This window comes from Methyloversatilis discipulorum (assembly GCF_000527135.1).
Taxonomy (GTDB): domain Bacteria; phylum Pseudomonadota; class Gammaproteobacteria; order Burkholderiales; family Rhodocyclaceae; genus Methyloversatilis; species Methyloversatilis discipulorum.
The window spans coordinates 3,698,753-3,724,206 of sequence record NZ_AZUP01000001.1; the positions used below are offsets into that span (position 1 = coordinate 3,698,753).

Here is a 25,454-nt window from a genome sequence, read left to right on the forward strand (position 1 = left end):
ACCGGGCAACGACGGATTCGGAACGTGCGCTTTCGAACGCACAAAAGAAAAACGGGAGCTTTCGCTCCCGTTTTTCATGCTGCTTCGACTACCTGAATCAGGCCTTGCGACGGCGGGCCAGAGCCAGACCACCGAGTGCCAGACCGGCCAGAGCCAGCGTGCCCGGCTCGGGGATGCCCTGCACCGGACCGTTGAAGTCGGTCTGGAAGATGATGTCCGGGCCGGCTGCAACGCAACCCGTCGGGCCGCAGACCGTGCCACCGTTCACCGCGCCGATGTTCGGCACTTGACCGGCGATGATGGCCGACGGATCAACCGACTGGAACGGCAGGTTCTGGCTGATGTTGGTCACCAGGAAGGAGATCAGCTCTTCATTCCAGAAATCCGTGTCGATGAAGTTCGGCAGAACGGTCAGCAGGTCGAACTCAGGCGTTGCGCCCGAACCCGTCACCGACGGGGTGCCCGACAGCGGCGAAGTGCCGTTGAGCGGCTGACCATCGCTGCCGACCGTGCCCAGGGCGCCGGTGTTCGCGTTGAAGTTGGACACCGAACCTGCACTGCCCGGAGCGATCGTGCCGTCGAACACCAGCGTGCCGGTGTTGAAGCCGGTGCCGGCCGCGTAGTTGGCAGCGGCGTCGGAATCCAGATCCTTCACATAGACGCGGAAGTAGTTGTTGGTCTGGACCTTGGCGAAGTCGAACACGGCGATGTTGGCGCCCGGCACGGACACGGCGGTCGTCACGACTTCCTGGTAAGCCAGTTCGAAGGTGATTTCGTACTTGCCGGCGGTCGAACCCGAGCCGTTGTACAGGCTGCTGGCTGCGGCACCGGTGCCGCCCTGCAGCACGGCCAGGCGGCCTTGCGAGAACACGTTGAAACCGTAGCCCTTGCCACCGTTCATGCCTTCAACGGTGCCACCGGCCGGGTTGTTGATGAAGTTGACGAAGGCTTGGTTGCCGCCTTGCGCCAGAACCGGGGACGGTGCCCAGTCGAAGGCGGTGATTCCGTTCACGTTGCCGTTCGGCGTGGTGATCGAAACCGGGGCAGCGTGCGCGGCAGCGAAAGTGCCTGCCAGTGCCACTGCGACTGCAATTTGCTTGAACTTGATCATTTCATTGACTCCGTTTGTTGGCTTGGGAGAACCACGGTTGGCTATAAGCAATCGGCGGGCCAGTTTTTGTGTTGCGTTTTACTTCTTTGAATTTAAATAAGAAAAATCTGTGTCCTGATGGTTTCTGGCGGTTGGCGGATGCGCTCTGCCGCCGCGTGTAAAGTCCACCGACAGTCTGGTTTCAAGACGCTTCGTGGTTCTGCAGTCGTTCGAGGGGCAGGCGCAGTGAGCGGCCGGGGATGTTTCGGCTGCGACCGATGCGGCATGCCCAGACCGCTCGTCCCACGTCCTCTCCCGGCAGCAGGCTGCCCAGTCTTTGCGCCAGATCGTCGGCGCGGGCGAGTGCGTCGCCGTTCTGCGTGAATCGACGCCCGGCCCGCGCGTACTGGTTGAAGATGAGCGGCGTCATCTCGGGCTGTGACTGCAGCCCCAGTTTTTCGACGGTCAGCCAGAGCCGTTGCATGGCACGGCCCGTTGCGACGTGATCGTCGATGCGGTCGGGGCGGGTCGGAGCGATCATGAAGGCGTGCGCCGAGCAGGCGATGCCCGGAATCAGGTCGAGTTGCAGTCGCGGTGCGAAAGTGCCGAAAAGCCACCTGTTAAAGAATTCGACGCGACTCCAGCTCGCCATGACGAAACGCATCAGCTTGCCGGTGAGCGGATCAACGCCGACGGCGGCCTCGGGGATGCGGTCCTCGCTGAAACGCGCGCCCCATTCGATCACCCGGCAGTGGGTCTGGAAGGCTTCCGGAATGGTCAGGCGGATCTGCGCGCTGTCGAAATTCAGTTTGGCGATGCGCAGGCGATCCCGGAATTTTCCGAACCAGACGATGCGGTAGGGAAACACGGCTGCTTGGAGCGCCTGCCGCTCCTCGTCCGTCAACGGTCGGCTGCCCATCGCACGTCGCTGCACGGAGCGCGTCGTGATGCACGGGAGCAGCGGGTCGGGTGCGACTGATGGGGCGGCGATCAGCCGGACGTCGAACTGCAGATGCGTGTCCGGCGTGTCGGGCCGGCGAGCGATATCGGCGCGAAGGCCGTGGGCTGTTGCTGCAATGGACAGTGTTTCCAGCATCGCGCCGACCGCAATCTGGCTCGCGTGCCCCTCAAGGTCATAGACGCACCAGTGCCGGGTGTCGAAGCCATGCACCCGCACGTGATCGTCGGCGAGCACCTCGAAACGCCAGATCTGGGTGTTGTCGCCGCTCGGCGCCCAGCGCGCGAGGTCGAGGATCTTGTCTACGGTGCGCATTCGTCTCTCCGGTGAGCTGCGTGTTCAGCGGGCGTTGATCTGTTTCAGCAACTGGCGCCGACCGAGGGCGAGAATGAGCCGCTGCAGCGGGTGCCGGTTTCCACCCGGGCGCCAGGTGCGCACCATCCGGTTGCGGTAAGCGTCGAACTGCAGCGCCCAAGGTGCCGCGCGGACTTCGCCGCGACCGAGCAGCAGCTTGACCGTTTCGGCGGCGGCGACGCCTGCGCACAGGTTGCAGCCGATCATCGTCGATGGGCCCTTGCGCGCTGCGAGGTCGATCCGCCAGGGCTCGACCAGATAGGGGCGATGCAGTCCGGCAGGCGCAAGGCCGACCAGGAATCTCAACGCCTGTTCGGTCTCGTCGTGGCCCTCCAGCTGGAAGTAGTCCTCGAAACTCATGCCGCGCGGCGAGAACACGAGCAATCCGGCGCCCATCCCGAGCGGCGCTGCCGTCACCGCCGGGATGCCCAGGCGATGGCAGGCTGCGAAGGTGGACCTGCGAGCGGAGAAGGCGAAGAAATCGAGGCCGTCTACATAGACATCGCAGCCCTGCAGGAAGGCATCCGGCTGCTCCGGCGACACACCTTCCGGAAAGCAGGTTATGTCGGCCTCGGGATTGATGTCACGCGCCTGTTCGGCCAGCACCTCGATCTTGGGCCGGTCGACCGTGCTCATCATGGCCCCGACCTGCCGGTTGAAGTTGTGTACACCGAAGGTGTCGAAATCGGCGATGCGGAATCGTCCGATGCCAAGCCGGGCCAGCGTCAGCAGGTGGGCGCCGCCGACGCCGCCGAGGCCGGCGATGGCGACCGTGCTGCGCCGAAGTCTGGCCTGTTCGGCCTCGGTGAACCAGCCGAGGTTGCGGCTGAAGGCCTCGTCGTAATTGAAAGCAGAACTCATGGCGTCGCCTTGTATGTCCGTTGGCTGCGGGGCACGCTTCCGGGACATCGGATGGTGAGGTAAAAACTGTTATGCTGGCAATACCTTAGCATCTGAAGTCTTGAATTCGCATGAAGTTTTGGCTGCTCGACCTTTGGCTTGCGATGCGCAGCGTGCTCCGCCAGGGGCGACGCACGCTGATTGCCATTGGCGCGGTGAGCTTCGGCGTGATTGCGATGATCCTGTCGGCCGGGTTCATCGAGTGGCTGATGGAGGGTATGCGCGAATCCACCATCAAGTCGCAACTGGGCCACGTTCAGGTGGTTCGACCGGGGTATGTGGAACGGGGCACCTCCGATCCCTTCGGTTTCGTCATTGACGGCGAAGATGCGGCGCGCACGAAGGTCGAGCAGGGCGCGGGCGTCAAGGTCGTCGCGCCGCGTCTCAGCTTCAACGGCCTCGCCAGCAAGGGCGACAACACGCTGGCCTTCCTCGGCCAAGGGGTCTCGGCGAAGGCGGAGGCGGTGCTGTCGAGTTCGGTCACGATATCGCGCGGGCGCAATCTGTCGCCCGACGGCGTCAACGAAATGATCATGGGGCGCGGCCTGGCGGCCAATCTGGGCGTCAATGTCGGCGACACCGTGGTGCTCATGACGACGACTGCCGCCGGCAACGTCAATGCAGTCGAGGCGCCGGTCGTCGGCATCTTCATCTCGGTCAGCAAGGAATACGATGATTCGGCGCTGCGCATGCCGCTGGCGCTGGCGCAGCAACTGGTGCGAGTGAATGGCGCGCAGCAATGGCTGGTGCTGCTCGACGACACGGACAAGACCGACGCCAAGCTGGCCGAACTGGGCAAGGTGCTGCCGGCCGCGAACTTCGAACTGGTGCCCTGGTATCGCCTGTCCGACTTCTACAACAAGACGCGCGATCTGTTCGCCAGTCAGGTCAATGTCGTGCAGTTCATCATCCTGATGATCATCGTGCTCAGTATTTCCAACACGCTGTCGATGAGCGTGATGGAGCGCGTCAGTGAGATCGGCACCTGCATGGCGCTGGGTCTGACGCGGGCGCGGATACGGCGCATCTTCATGTCGGAGGGCGTGATGCTCGGTCTGGTCGGCGGTGGGCTGGGCGTTGTCGTCGGCTGCATCCTGGCGCTGGCGATTTCCGCCGTCGGTATTCCTCTTCCGCCGCCGCCCGGCATGGAACAGGGGTTCAACGGCGAAATCCGGCTGACTTTCGGCATCGTCGCCAAGGCGCTGGCGATTGCCGTGGTCAGTGCCTTCGTGTCCAGTCTCTACCCTGCCTGGCGAGCGTCGCGCATGAATATCGTCGACGCACTGCGGCAGAGTCGCTGAACGCCATGTTCAAGCTCGCACTCCGCAACATCCTCCGGCAGAAATCGCGGACCGCGATGACGCTGGCCGCAATCATCTTCGGCGTTGCCGGACTGATCCTGAGCGGCGGTTTCGTGGCAGATGTGCTGACGCAGCTCGGTGAAGCGACGATACACAGCCAGCTCGGCCACGTGCAGGTGTTCCGCAACGGTTTCTACGAGCAGGGCGCGCGTTCGCCCGAGAAGTTCATGATCGACGACGCCGACAAGGTCGCCGAGTTCGCCGCCCGCATGCCGGAGGCGGATGCGGTGCTGCAGCGTGTCAATTTCACTGGCCTGCTGAACAACGGCAAGGCGGACTGGGCGGTCATGGGCGAGGGCGTGGAGCCGGACAAGGAAAACCGGCTCGGCACCTTCGTACGGATCACCGCCGGCCGTGCGCTGCGCGACAGCGACACCGGCGGCATCCTGATCGGCGATGGCGTCGCCAAGGCCTTGGCGCTTGCGCCAGGCGATACCGTCACGCTCATCATGAACACTGCCGACGGCGCATTGAACACAACGGAATTTGCGGTGGTCGGGGTTTTCCAGAGCTTTTCGAAAGATTTCGACGCCCGTGCCGTAAGGATTCCCATTGCGGCGGCTCGAAATCTGGTTGCGCGTGACGGCTCCAACGCCATCGTGCTCCTGCTGCACCGGACGGCCGACACCTGGCGGGTGAAGGATCTGCTGGTGCCCAAGCTGGCGTCGCTGGGGTTCGACATCCGCGACTGGGTGCAGCTTTCGGATTTCTATTCGAAGACCGTGGAGCTCTACCGCACCCAGTTCGGCGTGCTGCAATGGATCGTGCTGATCATGGTGCTGCTGAGCGTCTTCAATACTGTAAACATGAGTGTCTTCGAGCGGGTCGGTGAATTCGGAACGCTGATGGCGCTCGGAAATTCGCGAGGATACGTATTCCGGCTCGTGCTCGCCGAAAATGCCCTGCTCGGACTGACCGGCGCGGCAATCGGTGTGGTGGTGGGGGTGCTCGTCGCGCTGGCGATCAGCGAGGTGGGCATTCCGATGCCGCCGCCGCCGAACTCGAACGTGGGGTACACGGCGTCGATACGTGTGCTGCCCGAAACCGTGCTGCTGGCCTTTACGGTGGGATTGGGCGCGACCGTGGTGGCGGCCTTGCTGCCGGCACGCAAGGTTTCGCGTACGCCCATCGTCGATGCGTTGCGGTACAACATCTGACCGGCCGTGACGCATTAGAGCGCGCGTCCGGATGCGTTGGCTATGATTCGCGGCTTGTCTGGCTGCTGTCCTGTGGAGGATGCAATGTTGAGTTCTGACCGTCTGATGTCCGCACTGCGCGTGCTTGCGCTGCTGCTCGTGCCGCTTGCCTTCACGGCCTGCTCGTCGTCGCCCTATCCGGCCGCGCCGACTCAGGCTTACAGCGACGATTACAACTACATCCTGGGTCCCGGTGACTCGGTGAACATCGTCGTCTGGCGCAATCCTGAAATCTCGTCCACGGTCACCATCCGCCCGGACGGCAAGATCACCGGCACCCTGTTCGAGGATCTGCCGGCGGCTGGCCGCGACCCCACGACGCTTGCGCGCGAGATCGAGCAGGTGCTGTCGAAGTACATCCGTGACCCCATCGTGACGGTCATCGTGGCGGGCGGCATCGGTCCCTACAGCGAGCAGATCCGCGTGATCGGCGAAGCGGCCAAGCCGCAGGCGCTGGCCTACAAGCAGAAGATGACGCTGCTCGACGTGATGATCGCGGTTGGCGGCATCACCGAATTTGCCGATGGCAACGCGGCCACCATCCTGCGCACCTCCGAGGGCGACAAGCAGTACAACGTGCGCCTGAAGGACCTGGTTCGTCGCGGCGACGTGACGGCCAATGTCGACGTCAAGCCGGGCGACATTCTCATCATTCCGCAGAGCTGGTTCTGATCAGCTCAGTCATGAGGCGTCCGCCGGAAGGATCGTGTAGCTGTGGATGATTTTCTGCGCCAGTTTTCTGGCTATCTCAGGTCGGCGTGGGGCTATCGCTGGATAGGCCTGCTGGTCGCCTGGGTGGTCGGCATCATCGGCATGGGCGTGGTGCTCGTGCTGCCGGACCAGTACCAGGCGTCGGCGAAGATCTATGTCGACACCCAGTCCATTCTGCGCCCGCTGATGTCCGGTCTGGCCGTTCAGCCCAATCTCGACCAGCAGATCAACATGCTCAGCCGCACGCTGATCAGCCGGCCGAACATCGAGAAGCTGATCCGCATGGCTGACCTCGATCTCGAGGCCAAGACCAAGACCGAGCGCGAAAAGCTGATCGACGATCTGATCGCCAGTGTGAAGCTCACCAGTTCCGGCCGCGACAACCTCTACATCGTGTCCTATCGCGATCAGAAACCGGCGCGGGCGCAGAAGGTGGTGCAGGCCATGGTGACGCTGTTCGTCGAGTCGGGTCTGGGCAGCAAGCGACAGGATGCGGATCAGGCGCGCAAGTTCATCGAAGAGCAGATCAAGGCCTACGAGGCCAAGCTTCTGGAGGCGGAAAACCGTCTCAAGGAGTTCAAGCTCAAGAATCTCGAGCGACCGGGCGGCGGGCAGAAGGACTACTTCGGCAGCCTGGGCGAGGTGCAGGCTCAGCTCAACCAGGCGCAGCTCGACCTGCGCGAGGCGACCAATTCGCGTGACGCGCTGAAGCGCCAGTTGCTGGGCGAGGAGCCGACCATCAGCGCTGACAACTCGGCGATGGTCTTCGCACCCTCCGGCCCCGGTGGCCCGTCGACTGCCGAGATCGACATGCGCATCTCCGGCATGAAGAACGAGGTCGAAGGCCTGCTGCAGCGCTACACCGACAAGCATCCGGACATTCTCCAGCTGCGAGCGCGTATCCGTAACCTCGAGGAAGAGCGCAAGCAGATCATCGAGAAGCACGCGGCCGAAGCGGCCAAGGAGGCCGATAGCAAGCCGGCCGATGCCAAGCCCGAGGCGAAGCCCGTGGCTGGCGGCGCGCAGATGCCCAATCCGGTGTACCAGCAGATCAAGGTCGCACTGGCGTCGGCCGAGGCCTCGGTCGCGTCGCTGAGTGCGCGGGTCGGCGAGTATCAGGCGCGTCTCGACGCATTGAAGCAGTCGTCGCGACTGGTGCCGGAACTGGAGGCGGAGTTCAGCCAGCTCAACCGCGACTACGAGGTGCATCGGACCAACTACAACAACCTGGTATCGCGTCGCGAATCGGCCTCGATTTCGGAGGAGATGGACGCGACCGGGGTGGCGGAATTCCGCCTGATCGAGCCGCCGCGTGTCGATCCCAAGCCGGCGGCGCCCAACCGGCTCATCCTGCTGACCGTTGTACTGGCGGCGGCCATCATCGTCGGTGGTGCTGCATCGTTCGCCGTATCGCAACTGCGACCGGTGTTCCACGACGGCCGGATGCTGGCCGAAGTGGCCGGCGTACCGGTGCTGGGTTCGGTGTCCATGCTGCTCGCGAACGAGCGCAAGCGTTACGAGCGTCGCCGCAGCGTCGTGTTCTTCGGCGGTCTTGGTGGGCTGGTGGCCGCCTATGTGGCGATGCTGGCTTTCGTGTCGCTCGTGATGCGCAGCGCCTGAGGATAGATCATGAGCATCATCGAACAAGCAATCGAACGAATGGCCCATCTGAAGCGGGCGGGCGTCGATATCGGCGAGGAACCGGCTGCAGCGCCCGAGGCGCCGCCAGCGGCTGCGCCCGCTCCTGCGGCGCCCGTCGCCGCCGTGCCGCCAGCGGCTGAGGCCGTGCCGCAAGTGGCTGCCGCGCCGGTGCAGGTGGCGGGCGGAGCCGCCATTGATTCATCCCGCTACGTCGAACTCGACCTGGCGCGTCTCGACGGGATGGGTCTGGTCGTGCCGTCGGCCCCGCGTTCGCAGATCGCCGAAGAATTCCGCGTGATCAAGCGCCCCATCCTGGCCAACGCCCACGGCAAAGGCGCGGCGCCGGTCGATAACGGCAACCTCATCATGGTGACCAGTTCGGTGCCGGGTGAGGGCAAGAGCTTCAACTCGATCAATCTCGCGATGAGCATCGCGATGGAACTGGACAACCGTGTCCTGCTGGTCGATGCCGACGTTGCGCGCCCTTCCATCCTGAACCTGCTCGGCCTGCCGCCGGCCAAGGGGCTGATGGACGTTTTGCTCGACGAGGACGTCGGTCTGCCCGACGTGCTGCTCCGTACCAATGTCGAGAAGCTCACGCTGCTGCCGGCAGGCATGCCGCACAAGAACGCGACCGAACTGCTGGCCAGCGGTGCGATGCGTTCGCTGCTGGTTGAACTGGCGCATCGCTACCCGGACCGCATCATCATTTTCGATTCGCCGCCGCTGATGGTGACCACCGAGGCGCCGGTGCTCGCGCAATCGATGGGGCAACTGGTGATGGTGGTCGAGGCCGGACGCACCACGCACGCGATGGTGAAGCAGGCGCTGGCCAAGGTGCAGGGCTGCCCGGTCAAGATGCTGGTGCTGAACAAGGCGCGCTATGCCCGTACCGACGGCTACTACGGTTACTACGGTTACGGTTACGGCTATGGCTCCGAAACCGGTTATCGCGACACGGCCAAGGCGGGTTGAATGAGGACAGGACGACCGATGCTTCGCCCGATCTCCCTGGCCATCCTGGGCATCGCCAGCAGTTTCGGTTCGGCGCACGCCGAAGGCTGGCGTCTGTCGACCAGCGCGTCGGTGCAGGTGATCTCGTCCGACAACATCAACTTCTCGCCGGTGGCGCCGTCGAGCGATGTGCTGACCGAAGTCACGCCGACCATCGATCTGCGGCGCAGCAGCCCGCGCCTGAAGCTCAACGCCAATTACTCGCCGCGGATGATGTATTACGCGGACGACACCTTCCCGTCGCGCATCGCGAACAACATGAGCGCGAACGGGTCGTTCGAGGTCGTCGATGACCTCTTCTTCCTCGACGCCAAAGCCAGTCAGACGCAGCGTCGGCGATCGGTCTTCAATGCCCAGCCCAATCTGCTGAACAGCACGCTGGGCGATTCGACCGAGACGCGCGTATTTTCGCTGTCGCCGTCGATGCGCGGCACGGTCCGGCTCGGCGATATCGCGACATGGAAATCCAGCTACACCATTGCACGCAGTGAATCGTCGCGCCGCGAGGGCGCACTGACCAGCCGTACGTTCTCCGGGACGCTGCAGGGCGCTCCGGCGACGCTGAGCTGGAAGGGCGTGCTCAGTTCGCGCGTGACCGACTCGGGCAATGCCAACAACAGCGAACGCGAAAGCATCGTCGGCTCGCTGATCTACAAGCCGGATGTCCAGATCGAACTGACCGGCCGCTACGGCTTCGAGAAGTCGACGATAGGCAATCGGCGGGACGGCGCCACCTATGGCGGCGGCCTTGACTGGCGTCCGTCACAGCGCACTGCGCTGTCGCTCGATTACGACGAGCGGCCGTACGGCAGTACCGCCAACTACAAGCTGTCGCACCGACTGCCGAGGACGGCTTTCAATGCGGCCTACACGCGCAACATCGTGAGCCGGATCGACACCTTGCTCGAAGGATCGGGCCTGGAAGATCTTTACGAAACGCTGGCCTTCGTCGAGCCCTACGCCAGCATCGCCGATCCGGACGAACGGCGCGACGCGATCCGCGCCGACGCGCTGGCCGGGCGCATCCCGGGCTACGGTTCGCTCGATTCGCCCATCCTGACCGACCGCGAATACCGGCGCTCGCGCTGGTCGCTCGGCGTGGTGCATACCGGAGCCCGCAACACGCTGTCGTTCACGATGTACCAGTCGACCAACGACAGCGGAATCGGCTCCGTTGGCGGCTCCCTTACCGGCGATTTCGCCGAGGCTTCGGTCATTGTCCAGAAGGGCTGGACCATCGGTCTGTCGCACCGGCTCTCCCCGGTCAGTTCGCTGAACTTTTCGCTGAACTCCTTCGACACCAGTGGTCGTGTGACCTCCCGCACGACGACCGAGCGCAACGTGTTCAATGCGACATATTCCACAGCGCTTGGTGCCTACACCAGCGGCTCCATTGGTCTGCGCATGATGCGTGGCACAGTCGCCGCCGGCGATGTAGACGAAAATGCACTGATCGCCACGGTGAGTACACGCTTCTTCTGACGCGGGCGCCGTGATGCGCATGCTGCAGAACCGTGCAGCGCCACCGACGCCCTGAGGGGCGGGTACCCAACGATCGAGATCCATGTACGAGTCCTTCTACGGTCTTTCCGGCAAACCTTTCCAGCTCAATCCCGATCCGTCCTTCTTCTTCGGCAGCAAGGGCCACAGGCGCGCGCTCGCCTACCTCGAGTACGGGCTGCATCAGAGCGAAGGTTTCATCGTCATCACCGGCGAGATCGGCGCCGGCAAGACCACGCTGGTGCGCAGCCTGCTGCAGAAGCTCGATTCGAAGAAGGTGGTGGCGGCCCAGCTGGTCAGCACCCACCTCGACGCCGAGGACACGCTGCGTCTGGTGGCTGCCGCGTTCGGCCTGCCGAACAAGCAGCTGAAGAAGGCGGATCTGCTGCTGTCGATCGAAATGTTCCTGCTGTCGCTGACCGCTGCCGGCAAGCGCGCACTGCTCATCGTCGACGAGGCGCAGAACCTGACGCCGCGCGCGGTCGAGGAACTGCGCATGCTGTCGAACTTCCAGCTCGGCGAGCATGCGCTGCTGCAGAGCTTCCTGGTCGGTCAGCCGGAGTTCCGTGAAACGATGCAGAGCCCGCACATGGAGCAGCTGCGCCAGCGGGTGATCGCGTCCTACCACCTCGGACCGATGGACGCGGCCGAGACCGAGGCCTATATCGAGCACCGCCTGAAGCACGTCGGCTGGCGCGGTTCGCCCGCTTTCCAGTCCGGTGCGCACGAAGCCATCTTCAAGGCGACCGAGGGCGTGCCGCGGCGCATCAACACCTTGTGTGACCGCCTGATGCTGGCCGGCTTCCTCGGCGGTGCGACCGCCTTCACCGCGCAGGACGTCGCCGGCGTGGTCAGCGAAATCAAGGATGAAGCGGGTGACGCGGCCGCGGCCGCGGCGATGGCCAAGCGACCGGACGGCCCGATGCCGTCCGACACCGCGGCACACGCCGCTTTCAACGGCGCCGGTCTGCGCAGTTCGCCGGCGCTGTTCGATCTCGACATGTCGCAGTTCCGTCTCGACGCCGATTCTGCTCAGCGTGTGCGCGACTACGTGAATGCGCATCAGGCGGGCAATCTCGAAGAACGCCTGTCACGGATGGAGCGTACGCTCGAACAGACACTGGCCCTGCTGTATGAAATCGCCGAGCGCTCGACCGAGCCGGCGGACAAGGAGGCGGAATGAGCGCTGCCCAGGTGATCGCTCCGGTGCTGTGCGTCGTCGGCGCACGGCCGAACTACATGAAGATGGCGCCCATCCTGCGCGCCTTCGACGAGCACGTGCCGGCGATTCCGTGGGTGCTGGTGCATACCGGTCAGCACTACGACCACGCGATGAACGAGCGCCTGTTCAGCGGTCTGCGTCTGCCGACGCCGCATCACAATCTCGAGGTCGGCTCCGGCACGCACGCGGTGCAGACCGCCGAGATCATGAAGCGCTTCGAGCCACTGGTCGATGAGCTCCAACCGTCCTGCGTGCTGGTGGTGGGCGACGTCAATTCGACGCTGGCCTGCGCGCTGGTGGCGGTGAAGAAGCACGTGCCGGTGGTGCATGTCGAAGCCGGCCTGCGCAGTGGCGATCGCGCGATGCCGGAGGAGATCAACCGCATCCTGGTCGACCGCATTTCTGACCGGCTGTACACCACCGAGCGCAGCGCGCTTGGCAATCTGAGCGGCGAAGGCGTCGACGCCTCGTGGGTCCATTTCGCCGGCAACGTGATGATCGATTCGCTGCTGTCCAGCCGCGCGCTGGCAGTGCCGCCGGCGAAGACGCTGGCCGAGCACGACATCGACCCGGCGCTGATCGCCGACGGCCGCTACGGCGTGGTGACGCTGCACCGTCCGAGCAATGTGGACGACCCCGAACAGCTGAAGCGGCTGGCCGCGATGCTGACGCAGGCGGCCGCACGGCTGCCGCTGCTGTTTGCGATCCATCCGCGTACCCGTGGCAATCTGGAGAAGTTCGGCCTCGGTGCGCTGCTCGACAATCCGCGCATCGCGCTGCTGCCGCCGCTGGGCTATCTCGAAATGCTCGGCCTGATGAGTGGCGCGACCGTCATGATCACCGACTCCGGCGGTCTGCAGGAGGAAACGACGGCGCTGTCGGTGCCCTGCCTGACGCTGCGCGAGAACACCGAGCGACCGATCACGGTGGAGCAGGGCACGAACACCGTCATCGGCGCCGACGAGGCGCTGTTCGTGCGCAGCCTCGACGACATCCTTGCCACCGGCGGCAAGCGCGGTCGCGTGCCCGAGTACTGGGACGGCAATGCCGCCCAGCGCATCGCCGCCGACCTGCACGACTGGCTGCTGCAGCGGAGCGCGCACTGACATGAACGCCCGGACCGACATCCGCAACGCCTTCACCGTCGACGTCGAGGATTACTTCCAGGTGTCGGCGCTGGCGCCCTACATCGCGCGCAGCCGCTGGGATTCGATCGAGTGCCGCGTCGAGCGCAACGTGGACCGCATCCTCGCGCTGCTGGCCGACAGCGGCAACCGGGCCACCTTCTTCACGCTGGGCTGGATCGCCGAACGTCATCCGGACATGGTGAAGCGCATCGCCGCCGCGGGGCACGAGATCGCCAGCCACGGCACCGCTCACCTGCGCGCGACCGAACAGTCGCCAGCCGAATTCCTCGACGACATCACGCGCGCCAAGAAGGTGCTGGAAGACATCACCGGTGTCGAGGTGCGCGGCTACCGCGCGCCCAGCTTCTCGATCGGCCACACCAATCCGTGGGCGCTCGACTGCGTCGCGCAAGCCGGCTACCGCTACAGTTCCAGCATCTACCCGGTCAAGCACGACCACTATGGCATGCCGGACGCGCCGCGCTTCCCGTTCGCGTCGCGCGACGGCCTGATGGAGGTCCCGGTCACCACCGTGCGCATGGGCAGCCGCAACCTGCCGGCCGGCGGCGGCGGCTACTTCCGTCTGCTGCCCTACGCCACCTCGCGCTGGCTGCTGAGCCAGGTGAACAAGCGCGATGGCAAGCCGGCGATGTTCTACTGCCACCCGTGGGAAATCGATGCGGAGCAGCCGCGCGTGCAGGGCGTGGACGCCAAGTCGCGCTTCCGCCACTACATCAATCTGCACCGCACCGAAGGCCGGCTGGCGCGCCTGATGAGTGATTTCCGCTGGGGCCGGATGGACGAGGTGTTTCCGGAGATCGCCCGTGCGGCCTGAGGCGGAATTCATGACTGCAGTCAGCGTGCGCGCGCCGGTCGATGCCGACCGCGCGAACTGGAACGCCTTCGTCGAAGCCTGCCCGGCGGCAAGCTTCTTTCACCTGTTCGAGTGGCGCGACATCATGCGCGACGTGTTCGGCCATGCTACGCACTACCTGCTGGCCGAACGGGGTGGGCGCATCTGCGGCGTGCTGCCGCTGGCCCAGGTGAAGAGCCGGCTGTTCGGCCATTCCCTCGTGTCGCTGCCCTTTGGCGTCTATGGCGGCGTCGCGACCGACGACGAAGAGGCGGCGCTGGCGCTCGAAACCGAGGCGCAGCGCATCGCGCAGTCGCTCGGCGTTGATCACCTCGAATTCCGCAATGTGAATGCGCGCCACACCGACTGGCCGACCGAAGACCTGTACGTCACCTTCCGCAAGCAGATTTCCCCGGACGTCGAGGAAAACATGAAAGCCATCCCGCGCAAGCAGCGCGCGATGGTGCGCAAGGGCATCAACAACGGCCTGAAGGCGGTGTTCGACGCCGACAACAGCCGCTTCTTCGAACTGTATTCGGACAACGTGCATCGCCACGGCACGCCGGCGATGTCGCGCCGCTATTTCGACACGCTGCGCCGCACTTTCGGCGAGCGCTGTTCGGTCATGACCGTCGAAGGTCCGGACGGCGCGTTGCTCAGTTCAGTCATGAGCTTCTACTTCCGCGACGAAATCCTGCCCTACTACGCCGGCGATGCGGTGGCGGCGCGCGATCTCGCGGCGAACGACTTCAAGTACTGGGAACTGATGCGCCACGCCTGCGAACGCGGCATCCGCGTGTTCGACTACGGTCGCAGCAAGCAGGGCACCGGTTCCTACTCGTTCAAGAAGAACTGGGGCTTCGAACCGACACCGCTGCATTACGAGTATTGCCTGTACAAGCGCGACAGCCTGCCGCGCAACAACCCGTCGAACCCGAAGTACAAGCTGATGATCGAAGTGTGGCGCCGCATGCCGCGCAGCTTCGCGAACACGATCGGGCCCTTCATCGTCCGCAACCTGGGCTGACCGGCGTGGAGCCGCTGCTCTTCCTTGCCCATCGGCTGCCCTTTCCGCCCAACAAGGGCGACAAGATCCGCTCCTTCCATCTGCTGAAGCATCTGGCGCGCGGCCATGCGCTGCACGTCGGTGCCTTCATCGACGATGCCGCCGATCTGCCGCATGTAACGGCACTGCAGGCGATGTGCGCGCAGCTGCACACCGAAACCATCGCCCCGCGCAGCCGCAAGCTGCTGTCGCTGCGCGCGCTGGCGACCGGCGAGGCGCTCAGCGTCGTCTATTACCGGTCGGCAGCGATGCAGCGCTGGGTCGATGACACCATCGCTCGTCACGACATCACCAAGGCCGTCGTGTTTTGCTCGACCATGGCGCAGTACCTCGATCGCCATCCGCAGGTGCGCCGCATCGTCGATCTGGTCGATGTCGATTCGGCCAAGTGGTCGGAGTACGCGCCGCGCCACCGCTGGCCCATGTCCTGGCTGTACCGGCGTGAAGCGTGCACGCTGCTCGATTTCGAAGCGCGTGTTGTCGCTGCGGCCGACCGCAGCCTGCTGGTCACGCCGGCCGAGGTCGCGCTGTTCGAGTCGCTGGCGCCAGCGCAGAAAGGCCGTGTCGAGGCGCTGCCCAATGGCGTCGATGTCGACTTCTTCAACCCGGCCAACGCTGGCGCGAATCCCTATGCAGACGGCGTCAAGCCGGTCGTGTTCACCGGCGCGATGGATTACTGGCCCAATATCGACGCCGCCTGCTGGTTCGCCAACGAAGTGATGCCGCGCATCCGCGCCGTCGAACCGGCCGCGCATTTCTTCGTCGTCGGCATGAATCCGGCGCCTGCCGTGCGCGAACTGGAGAAGACGGGTTTCGTCACCGTGACCGGCCGCGTCGACGACGTGCGCCCTTGGGTCGCGCACGCAGCCTGCGCGGTGGCGCCGCTGCGCGTGGCACGCGGCATCCAGAACAAGGTGCTCGAAGCGATGGCGATGGCCCGGCCGGTGGTCGTATGGCACACGCTGGCCGCCAGCCTCGACGCGTCGCCGGAGCGCGATTTCATCGCCGCTGACGCGGCCAGCTACGCCGAGCGCGTGCTGGCATTGTTCGACCCTGCACGCGCGCAGGCGATCGGCGATGCCGCGCGTGCTCGGATCGACAAAGTCTATCGCTGGGACAGCGCACTGGCCGCGCTCGATGCCTGGCTCGATGCGCCGGCTCCGGCGCGTTCAACCCCACACGGAAGCACGCCCGATGTACAACCCGACGTCCTCCATGCCCGCGGCTGATACCGGACGCAGTGCTGCGCCCTGGCGGACAGCCGGGCCGGTATTCCTGCTGCTGTTCGCACTGCTGCTGTGGCTCTACTGGGGCACCGCCGTATCGATGGCGGAAATCTGGTGGCGTTCGGAAACCTTCGCTCACGGCCTCATCGTGCCGCCCATCTTCCTCTGGCTGGTGTGGCGCAAGCGCGTAGCGCTGGCGGCGCACGTGCCGCAGCCCAGCGTGTGGGGGCTGGCCGCGCTGGCCGCGTCGCTGGCTGGCTGGCTGGTGGCCGACGTCGCCGGCGTGCAGGTGGTGCGCCAGCTGGCCTTCGTCGCCAGCATTCCGTCGCTGGTCGTCGCCGTTCTCGGCTGGCGTGTCGCCTGGGTTATCGCCTATCCGCTGGCCTTCCTTTTCCTCGGCGTACCGATGGGCGAAGGCCTGATGGTGCCGCTGATGAATTACACGGCGGACTTCACCGTTGCCTCGCTGCAACTGCTCGGTTTCCCGGTCTATCGCGAAGGCACTTTCTTCGAACTGCCGTCCGGCAGCTGGTCGGTGATCGAGGCCTGCAGCGGGCTGCGCTACCTGATCGCCTCGCTGACCGTCGGCGCCCTGTTCGCTTACCTGAGCTATCGCACGCTGTGGCGCCGTGCCGCCTTCATCGTTGCGTCCTTCGTCGTGCCCATTGTCGCCAATGGCTTCCGCGCGCTGATGATCGTGCTGCTCGCGCACTATTCGGACATGAAGCTGGCGACCGGTGTCGACCACATCATCTACGGCTGGGTGTTCTTCGGCGTCATCATGCTGCTGCTGTTCTGGGTTGGCTCGTTCTGGCAGGAGAAGGAAGCCGACGATGTCGCGCCCGGCGCCGGCTCGATCGCGCTGCGGCCGGTCCCGATGCTGCGTACGGCGCTGACGGCCGCAGCCGCGGCAGTGCTGCTCACGCTGCCACCGCTCTACGCCTCACAACTGGCGCAGCGCGCACTGCCGGCCTCGCCACAACTGGCGCTGCCGGCCGAAGCCGGCGACGGCTGGGCGCTCGATGCCGGGCCGGCGCTGACCGATTGGCGGCCCACCTTCCAGAACCCGGACCGCGAGCGCACGGTGCAGTACCGTCGCGGCGACGAGGTCGTGGTGCTTCATCTGGCCTGGTACGGCCGCCAGCGACAGGACGCCGAACTGATCAACTCGCGCAACTTCATGATCCGGCAGGAGCACGACGTATGGTCCAACGTCGGTGAGCGCGTGATCGACACGCCGGCGCATCCGGTGCGCGAGACGCGTCTGCGCTCGACCGCGCTGCGCCTGCTGATTCACGACTGGTTCGTCGTCGACGGTGAACCCACCGTCAGCAGCGTGCGCGCCAAGCTCATGTTCGTACGGTCGCTGCTGCTCGACGGCGAGGACAGCGGCTACGCCGTGGTGCTGTGGACGCCGCAGCAGGGCGAGGATCCGGCGGCGCGTGCGCGCTTGGCTGGGTTCGCCGCCGTGATCGAACCGCATCTGGGCAAGGCGACCGCGCCGTGAAGCGCGTCGTTCACGTGGTGCATCACTTCGGCACCGGCGGTATGGAGAACGGGATGGTGAACCTGTTCAACAATTTCCCGCCAGGTGACTTCGAGCACCACGTGGTCTGCCTGCAGGGGTATTCGCATTTCGTCGAGCGCATACGCGACGGCCGCGTCACCTTCCACGACGTGAAGAAGACGCCGGGCAAAGATCCGGCGCATTACCTGCGACTGTGGAAGATGCTGCGCACGCTGCGACCAGACATCTTGCACACGCGGAATCTGTCGGCGCTGGAAGCGGTGCTGATCGGCTGGCTGGCCGGCGTGCCGGTGCGCATCCACGGCGAGCACGGGCGCGACGTGTTCGATCTCGACGGCAGCAACGCGCGCTACAACCGGCTGCGCCGGCTGGTGCGTCCCTTCGTCCACCGCTATCTGACCGTCAGTCGAGACCTGCAGAACTGGCTGCGCGAGGCCATCGGCGTTGATGCGGCGCGCGTCACGCAGATCTACAACGGCGTGGACAAGCAGCGCTTCTGCCCGCGCACCGACACCACTCGCAGCGTGCTGCCGGAATCCTTCCGCGGCGACGCCTTCGTGATCGGCAGCGTCGGCCGCATGGTCGGCGTGAAGGACTACCCGACCCTGGTGCGCGCCTTCATCGATGCCGCGCGGCGGCCGGGTGGCGAGCGCCTGCGCCTGGTCATCGTCGGCGACGGTGGCGAACGCGCCCGCTGTCAGGCGCTGCTGGACGAAGCCGGTGTGGCCGACCGTGCCTGGCTCACCGGCGAGCGCAAGGACATTCCCGAGCTGATGCAGGCGTTCGATCTGTTCGTGCTGCCCTCGCTGGGCGAAGGCATTTCCAACACCATCCTCGAAGCGATGGCCTGTGGCCTGCCCATCGTGTCCACCGCCGTCGGCGGTACGCCAGAACTGGTGGACGACGGCATCAACGGTCGGCTGTTCGTGCCCGGCGACGTCGCAGCGCTGTCGACCTGCGTGCAGGAATACGCATCCGACGCTGCGCTGCGGAATGCGCACGGAAGTGCATCACGGCAGAAAATCGAGGCCTCCTTTAGCATTGAAGCCATGGTTGCCGCCTATCGCGACGCCTATCTTGCGCTGTCCGCGAAGCAAGGTCGCCCGGACGGCTCCACCACCTGACAGGATTTCCCGCATGTGCGGTTTCGTTGGCATTTTCGACACGCGCAACCGGCGTGATGTAGGTCGCGACGTGCTGCACCGGATGAACGAGGCGCAGCATCACCGCGGCCCGGACGAGGGCGACCTCCATCTCGAACCCGGCGTCGGTCTCGGTCACCGCCGGCTGTCCATCATCGACGTGGCGAGCGGCCAGCAGCCGCTGGCCAACGAGGACGGTTCGGTCATCGTTGTGTTCAACGGCGAGATCTACAACTTCCAGTCGCTGATTCCGGAACTGACCGCGCTGGGCCACACCTTCCGCACGCGCAGCGACACCGAAGTGATCGTGCATGCGTGGGAGCAGTGGGGCGAAGCCTGTGTCGAGCGCTTTCGCGGCATGTTCGCGTTCGCACTGTTCGACCGCAATCAGGACATCCTTTTCCTCGCGCGCGACCGCCTCGGCGTGAAGCCGCTGTTCTACTCGCTGCTGCCCGACGGCCAGCTCATCTTCGGCTCGGAGCTCAAGGCGCTGACCGCGCACGGCGGCTTGAACCTTGATCTCGATCCGCTGGCGGTCGAAGAGTACTTCGCGCTCGGCTACGTCGCCGACCCGCGCACCATCTACCGCCACGCCTTCAAGCTGGAGCCGGCGCACAGCCTGCGCATCCGCCGCGGTGAAACGCCGCCGGCACCGCGCCGCTACTGGGACGTCGACTTCGGCCACGTCGAGCAGATCGACGAAGTGCAGGCCGAGGAAGAACTGATCCGCCGGCTGCGCGAATCGGTCAGCCTGCGCATGATTTCCGAGGTGCCGCTGGGTGCCTTCCTGTCCGGTGGCGTCGATTCGTCGGCGGTGGTGGCGATGATGGCGCAGTCCTCCGACACGCCGGTCAACACCTGTGCCATCGCCTTCGACGATCCGGCTTTCGACGAATCGAAGTTCGCCCAGCAGGTGGCCGACCGCTACCGTACCAACCACCGCGTTGAAATGGTCGCGTCCGACGACTTCGACCTGATCGACACGCTGGCCTGGCTGTACGACGAGCCCTACGCCGACAGCTCTGCGCTGCCGACCTACCGCGTGTGCCAGCTGGCGCGCAAGCACGTGACCGTGGCGCTGTCCGGCGACGGCGGCGACGAAAGCTTCGGCGGCTACCGCCGCTACCGCATGCACCTGATGGAAGAGCGTCTGCGTTCGCGCCTGCCGCTCGGCGTGCGCAAGCCGCTGTTCGGCACGCTGGGCCAGATCTACCCGAAGGCCGACTGGGCGCCGCGCGTGTTCCGCGCCAAGAGCACCTTCGAATCGCTGGCGCGCACTTCGGTGGAAGCCTATTTCCACTCGGTGTCCATCCTGCGCGACCCGATGCGTGCGCAGCTGTTCAGCCCGCGGATGAAGGCGGCGCTCGGCGGCTACAACGCGGTCGAAGTGTTCCACCGCCACGCCGCGCGCCATACCTCGGACGAACCGCTGTCGCTGGTGCAGTACCTCGATCTGAACACCTATCTGGTCGGCGACATCAACACCAAGGTGGATCGCGCCAGCATGGCGCACTCGCTGGAAGTGCGCGAACCGCTGATGGACCATCCGCTGGTCGAATGGCTGGCCACCTTGCCGGCGTCGCTGAAGATACGCGGACAGGAAGGCAAGTACCTGCTGAAGAAGTCGCTCGAACCGCACCTGCCCCACGACATCATGTACCGCCCGAAGATGGGCTTTTCGGTGCCGCTGGCACGCTGGTTCCGCGGCCCGCTGAAACAGCGTGTGCGCGACGCCGTGCTCGGCAGCCGTCTGGCCGACACCGGCTGGTTCAACCGCCCCTATCTCGAACACCTGGTCGACGCGCACCAGTCCGGCCTGCGCGACTACAGCGCGTCGCTGTGGACCCTGCTCATGTTCGACGCCTTCCTGCGCAACCAGGAAGCGTCGGCCATCCGTGCCGCCGCCTGAAAGAGACACCGATACCGATGCGCATCCTGCACGTACTGGATCACTCGATTCCGCTGCACAGCGGCTATACCTTCCGCACTGCCGCCATCCTGCGCGAGCAGCGCAAGCTCGGCTGGGACACGCACCACGTCACCAGCGTCAAGCACACCGCGCCCGGCCCGCTGGTGGAAGAGGTCGATGGCCTCACCTTCCATCGCACGCCGTGGACACCCGGAGCCGTCGACCGCGTACCGGTGCTGCGCGAGCGGGCGCAGATGCGCGCGCTCGAAGCGCGTCTGTTCGAGGTCGCGCGCGAACTGCAGCCGGACGTGCTGCACGCGCATTCGCCGGTGCTCAATGCCTTCCCGGCGCTGAACGTCGGGCGTCGGCTGGGCATTCCGGTCGTCTATGAAATCCGCGCCTTCTGGGAGGATGCCGCGGTCGATCACGGCACCACCACCGAAGGCAGCCTGCGCTACCGCGCGACGCGCGCAATGGAGACGCGGGCGGTGCAACAGGTCGATGCCGTCACGACGATCTGCGAAGGCCTGCGCCGCGACCTGGTCGCGCGCGGCGTGCCGGAGTCGAAGATCACCGTCATCCCCAACGCGGTCGATATCGACAACTTCGCCTTCGGCGTTCCGGGCGATGATGCGCTGCGTGCCGAACTGGGGCTGACCGGCAAGCGGGTGCTCGGCTTCATCGGCTCGTTCTACGCCTACGAAGGACTGGACCTGCTGCTGCGTGCGCTGCCGGCCATCCTGCAGCAGGCGCCGGACATCGCGCTGCTGCTGACCGGCGGCGGGCCGCAGGAGGAGAACCTGAAGAAGCTGACGCAGGAACTCGGCCTGCAGGAACACGTGAAGTTCACCGGCCGCGTGCCGCACGCGCAGGTTCAGCGCTATTACAGCCTGGTCGACGTGCTGGTCTATCCGCGTCACTCGATGCGCCTGACCGATCTGGTGACGCCGCTCAAGCCGCTTGAAGCGATGGCGCAGGGCCTGCTGCTGGTGGCGTCCGACGTCGGTGGTCACAAGGAACTGATCCGCGACGGCGAGACCGGCATGCTGTTCCGTGCCGGCGACGCCGACGATCTGGCGCGCAGCGTGCTGCGCCTGCTGGCCATGCAGGACCGCTGGCCGCAGCTGCGCGAAGCCGGGCGTCGCTATGTCGAAACCGAGCGTAACTGGACGAACTCGGTCGCGCGCTATCGCGACGTCTATGGCCGGCTGACCGGCCGCGCGGCTGCATGACGCAGCGTGGGCCGCACATCGTCGTATTCTCGACGTTGTTCCCCAACGGCGCGCAGCCGCAGGCCGGCGTGTTCATTCGCGAGCGCATGTTCCGGGTCGGCGCCGAACTGCCGCTCACCGTGGTCGCACCGATGCCCTGGTTTCCGTTCCAGTCGCTGCTTCGACTGATACGGCCGCACTTCCGGCCGGACGTGCCGCGGGTCGAAGTGCAGCAGGGCGTGACCGTGCTGCATCCGCGTTTCCTGTCGGTGCCCGGTCTGTTCAAGAATCTCGACGGTGTGCTGCTTGCGCTCGGCGCGCGCGGCACGCTGGCACGCCTGAAGCGTGAGGGTCGTCTGGACGTGCTCGACGCCCATTTCGGCTATCCCGATGGTTATGCGGCCAGTTTGCTGGCGCGCTGGTTGCGCGTGCCGTTCACGATCACGCTGCGCGGTACGGAAACCCGCCACGCGCGTACGCCGGGACTGCGCGAACGCCTGCACGCTGCGCTCGAACGAGCCGACCGCGTGTTCTCGGTGTCCGCTTCGCTGGCCGACATCGCCGCCGGCCTCGGCATCGCCCGCGACAAGCTGCAGGTGGTGGGCAATGGCGTCGATACGCGCAAGTTCCATCCGGTCGACCGCGACGAGGCCCGGCGTGCGCTGGGCATTCCGGCCGACGCTACGGTGCTGATCAGCGTCGGCGGCCTGACCGAGCGCAAGGGCTTCCACCGCGTGATCGAACTGCTGCCCGCCTTGCGCCGCGAAGTGCCGAAGCTGCTCTTCCTGATCATCGGCGGTGCCAGCGCCGAAGGCGACTGGGGGCCGCAGCTCAGGCAACAGGTGCGCGAACTCGGACTGGAGGACTGCGTGCGCTTTCTCGGCACGATGCCGCCGGAGGCGCTCAAGCAGCCGCTGTCGGCGGCCGATGTGTTCGTACTGGCGACGCGCAACGAGGGCTGGGCCAATGTGTTTCTCGAAGCGATGGCCTGCCGGTTGCCGGTCGTGACGACCGACGTCGGCGGCAACCGGGAAGTCGTCTGTCGCGACGAACTGGGTACCGTCGTACCCTTCGGCGACGCCGCCGCGCTGCAGACGGCGCTGTCCGCCGCGCTCGCACGCGACTGGGACCGGGATGCCATCCTCGCCTACGCGCGGGACAATGAATGGGATGGACGGGTGGCCATGCTGGTCGCCGCGTTCAGGGCACTGGGCCGCAGCGGAGCGGTCGTCGCCACCGACGAAGGAGTCAGACGAGTTGGCTGAAGCATCGAAATGGGCGCATGTGCGCGAGCAGATCGAGTACCGGACCCTGCTCGCGTCCAAGTGGTGCGTGCAGCGCCTGCCGCGTGCCGCCGGCGCACGCCGTCACGTGTTTGTCGCCGGCATGCAGCGTTCGGGCACCAATATGCTGATGGACCTGATCGAGCGCAGCATGCTGACCGACGTCTATCACGAGCGCGACCCGCGCGCCTTCGACAACTACATGATGCGCGAGCTGCCGGTGATCCGCCGGCTGGTCGAGCAGTCGCGTGCGCCGCACTTCGTCATCAAGTGCCTGTGCGAACTCGATCGCCTGCCGGCGCTGATGAGCGAGTTCCAGCCGTCGAAGGCGCTGTGGATCGTGCGTGAGTACCGCGATGCGGTGAATTCCGCGCTGGTGTCCTTCGGCCGCTTTTCGCAGCAGATCGACCGCATCGTGCGCGGAAAGGCTGACGGCGAGTGGTTCGCCGGCGGCATGTCAGACGACACGCTGCGCCTAGTGCGCGAGCTGTGGCGTCCGGACATGAACGAGGCGACCGCGGCCGCGCTGATCTGGTATTTCCGCAATCTGCTGTTCTTCCAGATGAAGCTGGACCGCAATGCGCGAGTGAAGCTGCTGTCCTACGAGTCGCTGGTAACGCACCCGGTCGAGGAATGCGAGGCGGCGTTCCGCTTCATCGACCTGCCGTTCACGCCTTTCATCACGCGCAAGGTGTTCGCCAGTTCGATCAGCAAGAAGGCGCCGCCGCCGGTCGAACCGGCCGTGGCCCAGTTGTGCGACGAACTGATGGCGCGCTTCGCCGCCGTGCGGGGGACGCATGCCTGATCTGCGTACCCGTCTGGTGTCCGGTCTCGTCTTTCCGCTGCAGGAAAGGCTGAAGAAGCACAGCACGGTGGCCGACCGCCGCGCGATGGAGGACAGCCAGTGGTGGCCGCGCGAGCGGCTGGAAGCGCTGCGCGTGCAACGCCTGCGCGCGCTGCTGACGCATGCGGCGACACACGTTCCTTACTACCGCGATCTGTTCGCGCGCATCGGTTTCGATCCGGCTGCGGTGTCCAGCCTGACCGACCTGCAGCGCCTGCCTTTCCTCGACAAGCCGCTGATCCGCGCTCACACCGATGCGCTGAAAGCCGACGACGCACGTGGTCTGGCGCGCTTCAATACCGGCGGGTCGAGCGGCGTGCCGCTCATCTTCTACATCGGCCTCGAACGCGTCAGTCGTGACGTTGCCGCCAAATGGCGGGCCACGCGCTGGTGGGGCGTCGATATCGGTGACCCGGAAATCGTGCTGTGGGGCAGCCCGATCGAACTGGGCGCGCAGGACCGCGTGCGCCTGCTGCGCGATCGCCTGATGCGTACCCGGCTGCTGCCGGCGTTCGAAATGTCCGATGCGAAGGTCGACGGCTTCATCGACGAAATCCGCACGCTGCGGCCGAAGATGCTGTTCGGCTACCCGTCGGCGTTCGCCCACATCGCCCGCCACGCGCAGCGACAGGGCGTGCGCCTGGACGATCTCGGCATCAAGGTGGTGTTCGTCACGTCGGAACGCCTGTACGACCATCAGCGCACGCTGATCGAACAGAGTTTCGGTGCGCCGGTGGCCAATGGCTATGGCGGCCGTGACGCCGGCTTCATCGCGCACCAATGCCCGTCCGGCTCGCTGCACATCACCGCCGAAGACGTGATCGTCGAAATCGTCGATCGGGAAGGGCGGGTGCTGCCGCCGGGCGAATCCGGCGAGATTGTCGTCACCCATCTGGCCACCCGTGATTTCCCCTTCGTGCGTTACCGCACCGGCGACGTCGGTGTGCTGGCAGCGCCGGACGACGTGCCCTGCGCCTGCGGTCGTACGCTGCCGGTGCTGAAGGAAGTGCAGGGCCGCAGCACCGACTTCATCGTCGCCAGGGATGGCACGGTGATGCATGGCCTGGCGCTGATCTACATCGTGCGCGACATGCCCGGCGTGGCCGGCTTCCGCATCGAGCAGGAAAGTCTCGATCTGACCCGGGTGAAGGTGGTGACCGAGGCCGGCTTCCCGGCCGACGGCGATGCGCGCATCCGCGCCGGCATGAAGGCGCGGCTCGGCGAATCGGTCGAGGTCGTGGTCGAGCACGTCGCGCAGATCGCCGCCGAAGGCTCGGGCAAGTTCCGCTACGTCGTCAGCAAGGTGGCTGCATGATCG

General features: G+C 65.6%; 21 protein-coding genes. 18 read left to right on the forward strand and 3 right to left on the reverse strand.

Annotation, left to right across the window (positions count from 1 at the left end):
* Positions 1-97: 97 nt before the first annotated feature.
* From METFAM1_RS0117325 to METFAM1_RS0117335, 3 genes are all read right to left on the reverse strand, one after another.
* Positions 98-1,111 carry a PEP-CTERM sorting domain-containing protein gene (locus METFAM1_RS0117325; RefSeq protein WP_019916721.1) on the reverse strand — a complete coding sequence of 338 codons (1,014 nt, stop codon included), beginning with the start codon at positions 1,109-1,111 and terminating at the stop codon, positions 98-100.
* A gap of 181 nt (positions 1,112-1,292) precedes the next feature.
* Positions 1,293-2,363, reverse strand: coding sequence for a nitroreductase family protein (locus METFAM1_RS0117330; protein ID WP_019916722.1), 1,071 nt, complete (start codon positions 2,361-2,363; stop codon positions 1,293-1,295).
* Positions 2,364-2,387: 24 nt separating this feature from the next.
* Entirely contained in the window at positions 2,388-3,263 is an 876-nt protein-coding gene (locus METFAM1_RS0117335) for a ThiF family adenylyltransferase (RefSeq protein ID WP_019916723.1), read from the reverse strand.
* Between the two features lie 110 nt (positions 3,264-3,373).
* On the opposite strand from METFAM1_RS0117335, the gene METFAM1_RS0117340 reads away from it, so the two are divergent.
* From METFAM1_RS0117340 to METFAM1_RS0117425, 18 genes are all read left to right on the forward strand, one after another.
* The gene (locus METFAM1_RS0117340) at positions 3,374-4,603 is read left to right on the forward strand and encodes an ABC transporter permease (protein ID WP_019916724.1); all 1,230 of its coding nucleotides are present in this window, start codon (positions 3,374-3,376) and stop codon (positions 4,601-4,603) included.
* A gap of 5 nt (positions 4,604-4,608) precedes the next feature.
* Positions 4,609-5,820 (forward strand): ABC transporter permease, encoded by a 1,212-nt coding sequence (locus METFAM1_RS0117345; protein WP_019916725.1) that lies wholly within the window; start codon positions 4,609-4,611, stop codon positions 5,818-5,820.
* 84 nt (positions 5,821-5,904) lie between these two features.
* Positions 5,905-6,531, forward strand: coding sequence for an XrtA/PEP-CTERM system exopolysaccharide export protein (locus tag METFAM1_RS0117350; protein WP_019916726.1), 627 nt, complete (start codon positions 5,905-5,907; stop codon positions 6,529-6,531).
* A gap of 42 nt (positions 6,532-6,573) precedes the next feature.
* The gene (locus METFAM1_RS0117355; protein ID WP_019916727.1) at positions 6,574-8,190 is read left to right on the forward strand and encodes an XrtA system polysaccharide chain length determinant; all 1,617 of its coding nucleotides are present in this window, start codon (positions 6,574-6,576) and stop codon (positions 8,188-8,190) included.
* A 9-nt stretch (positions 8,191-8,199) separates the two neighbouring features.
* Positions 8,200-9,186, forward strand: coding sequence for an XrtA-associated tyrosine autokinase (locus tag METFAM1_RS0117360; protein WP_019916728.1), 987 nt, complete (start codon positions 8,200-8,202; stop codon positions 9,184-9,186).
* A gap of 18 nt (positions 9,187-9,204) precedes the next feature.
* On the forward strand, positions 9,205-10,707 hold the full coding sequence (locus METFAM1_RS0117365; RefSeq protein WP_019916729.1) for a TIGR03016 family PEP-CTERM system-associated outer membrane protein: 1,503 nt from the start codon (positions 9,205-9,207) through the stop codon (positions 10,705-10,707).
* 82 nt (positions 10,708-10,789) lie between these two features.
* On the forward strand, positions 10,790-11,908 hold the full coding sequence (locus METFAM1_RS0117370; RefSeq protein WP_019916731.1) for an XrtA/PEP-CTERM system-associated ATPase: 1,119 nt from the start codon (positions 10,790-10,792) through the stop codon (positions 11,906-11,908).
* Complete coding sequence (gene wecB, locus METFAM1_RS0117375) at positions 11,905-13,053, forward strand: non-hydrolyzing UDP-N-acetylglucosamine 2-epimerase (RefSeq protein WP_019916732.1); 1,149 nt, start codon at positions 11,905-11,907, stop codon at positions 13,051-13,053. The genes METFAM1_RS0117370 and wecB overlap by 4 nt, the downstream gene beginning before the upstream one ends.
* Position 13,054: 1 nt before the next feature.
* Positions 13,055-13,909: an XrtA system polysaccharide deacetylase gene (locus METFAM1_RS0117380; protein WP_019916733.1), complete on the forward strand. Its 855-nt coding sequence runs from the start codon at positions 13,055-13,057 to the stop codon at positions 13,907-13,909.
* Positions 13,899-14,954, forward strand: a complete 1,056-nt coding sequence (locus METFAM1_RS0117385) for a FemAB family XrtA/PEP-CTERM system-associated protein (protein WP_019916734.1) — start codon at positions 13,899-13,901, stop codon at positions 14,952-14,954. Before METFAM1_RS0117380 ends, METFAM1_RS0117385 begins: the two co-directional genes overlap by 11 nt.
* A 5-nt stretch (positions 14,955-14,959) precedes the next feature.
* The gene (locus METFAM1_RS0117390; RefSeq protein ID WP_019916735.1) at positions 14,960-16,222 is read left to right on the forward strand and encodes a TIGR03087 family PEP-CTERM/XrtA system glycosyltransferase; all 1,263 of its coding nucleotides are present in this window, start codon (positions 14,960-14,962) and stop codon (positions 16,220-16,222) included.
* Positions 16,209-17,726 (forward strand): exosortase A, encoded by a 1,518-nt coding sequence (gene xrtA / locus METFAM1_RS0117395; RefSeq protein ID WP_019916736.1) that lies wholly within the window; start codon positions 16,209-16,211, stop codon positions 17,724-17,726. The genes METFAM1_RS0117390 and xrtA overlap by 14 nt, the downstream gene beginning before the upstream one ends.
* On the forward strand, positions 17,723-18,871 hold the full coding sequence (locus tag METFAM1_RS0117400; protein ID WP_019916737.1) for a TIGR03088 family PEP-CTERM/XrtA system glycosyltransferase: 1,149 nt from the start codon (positions 17,723-17,725) through the stop codon (positions 18,869-18,871). Before xrtA ends, METFAM1_RS0117400 begins: the two co-directional genes overlap by 4 nt.
* 13 nt (positions 18,872-18,884) lie before the next feature.
* A complete protein-coding gene (locus METFAM1_RS0117405; RefSeq protein WP_019916738.1) occupies positions 18,885-20,798 on the forward strand; it encodes an XrtA/PEP-CTERM system amidotransferase in 1,914 nt (637 codons plus the stop codon).
* A 17-nt stretch (positions 20,799-20,815) separates the two neighbouring features.
* Complete coding sequence (locus METFAM1_RS0117410) at positions 20,816-22,030, forward strand: TIGR04063 family PEP-CTERM/XrtA system glycosyltransferase (RefSeq protein WP_019916739.1); 1,215 nt, start codon at positions 20,816-20,818, stop codon at positions 22,028-22,030.
* Complete coding sequence (locus METFAM1_RS0117415) at positions 22,027-23,274, forward strand: glycosyltransferase (RefSeq protein WP_024300805.1); 1,248 nt, start codon at positions 22,027-22,029, stop codon at positions 23,272-23,274. Before METFAM1_RS0117410 ends, METFAM1_RS0117415 begins: the two co-directional genes overlap by 4 nt.
* Entirely contained in the window at positions 23,267-24,097 is an 831-nt protein-coding gene (locus METFAM1_RS0117420; protein ID WP_024300806.1) for a sulfotransferase domain-containing protein, read from the forward strand. The genes METFAM1_RS0117415 and METFAM1_RS0117420 overlap by 8 nt, the downstream gene beginning before the upstream one ends.
* The gene (locus METFAM1_RS0117425) at positions 24,090-25,451 is read left to right on the forward strand and encodes a phenylacetate--CoA ligase family protein (RefSeq protein ID WP_019916743.1); all 1,362 of its coding nucleotides are present in this window, start codon (positions 24,090-24,092) and stop codon (positions 25,449-25,451) included. Before METFAM1_RS0117420 ends, METFAM1_RS0117425 begins: the two co-directional genes overlap by 8 nt.
* Positions 25,452-25,454: the final 3 nt, after the last annotated feature.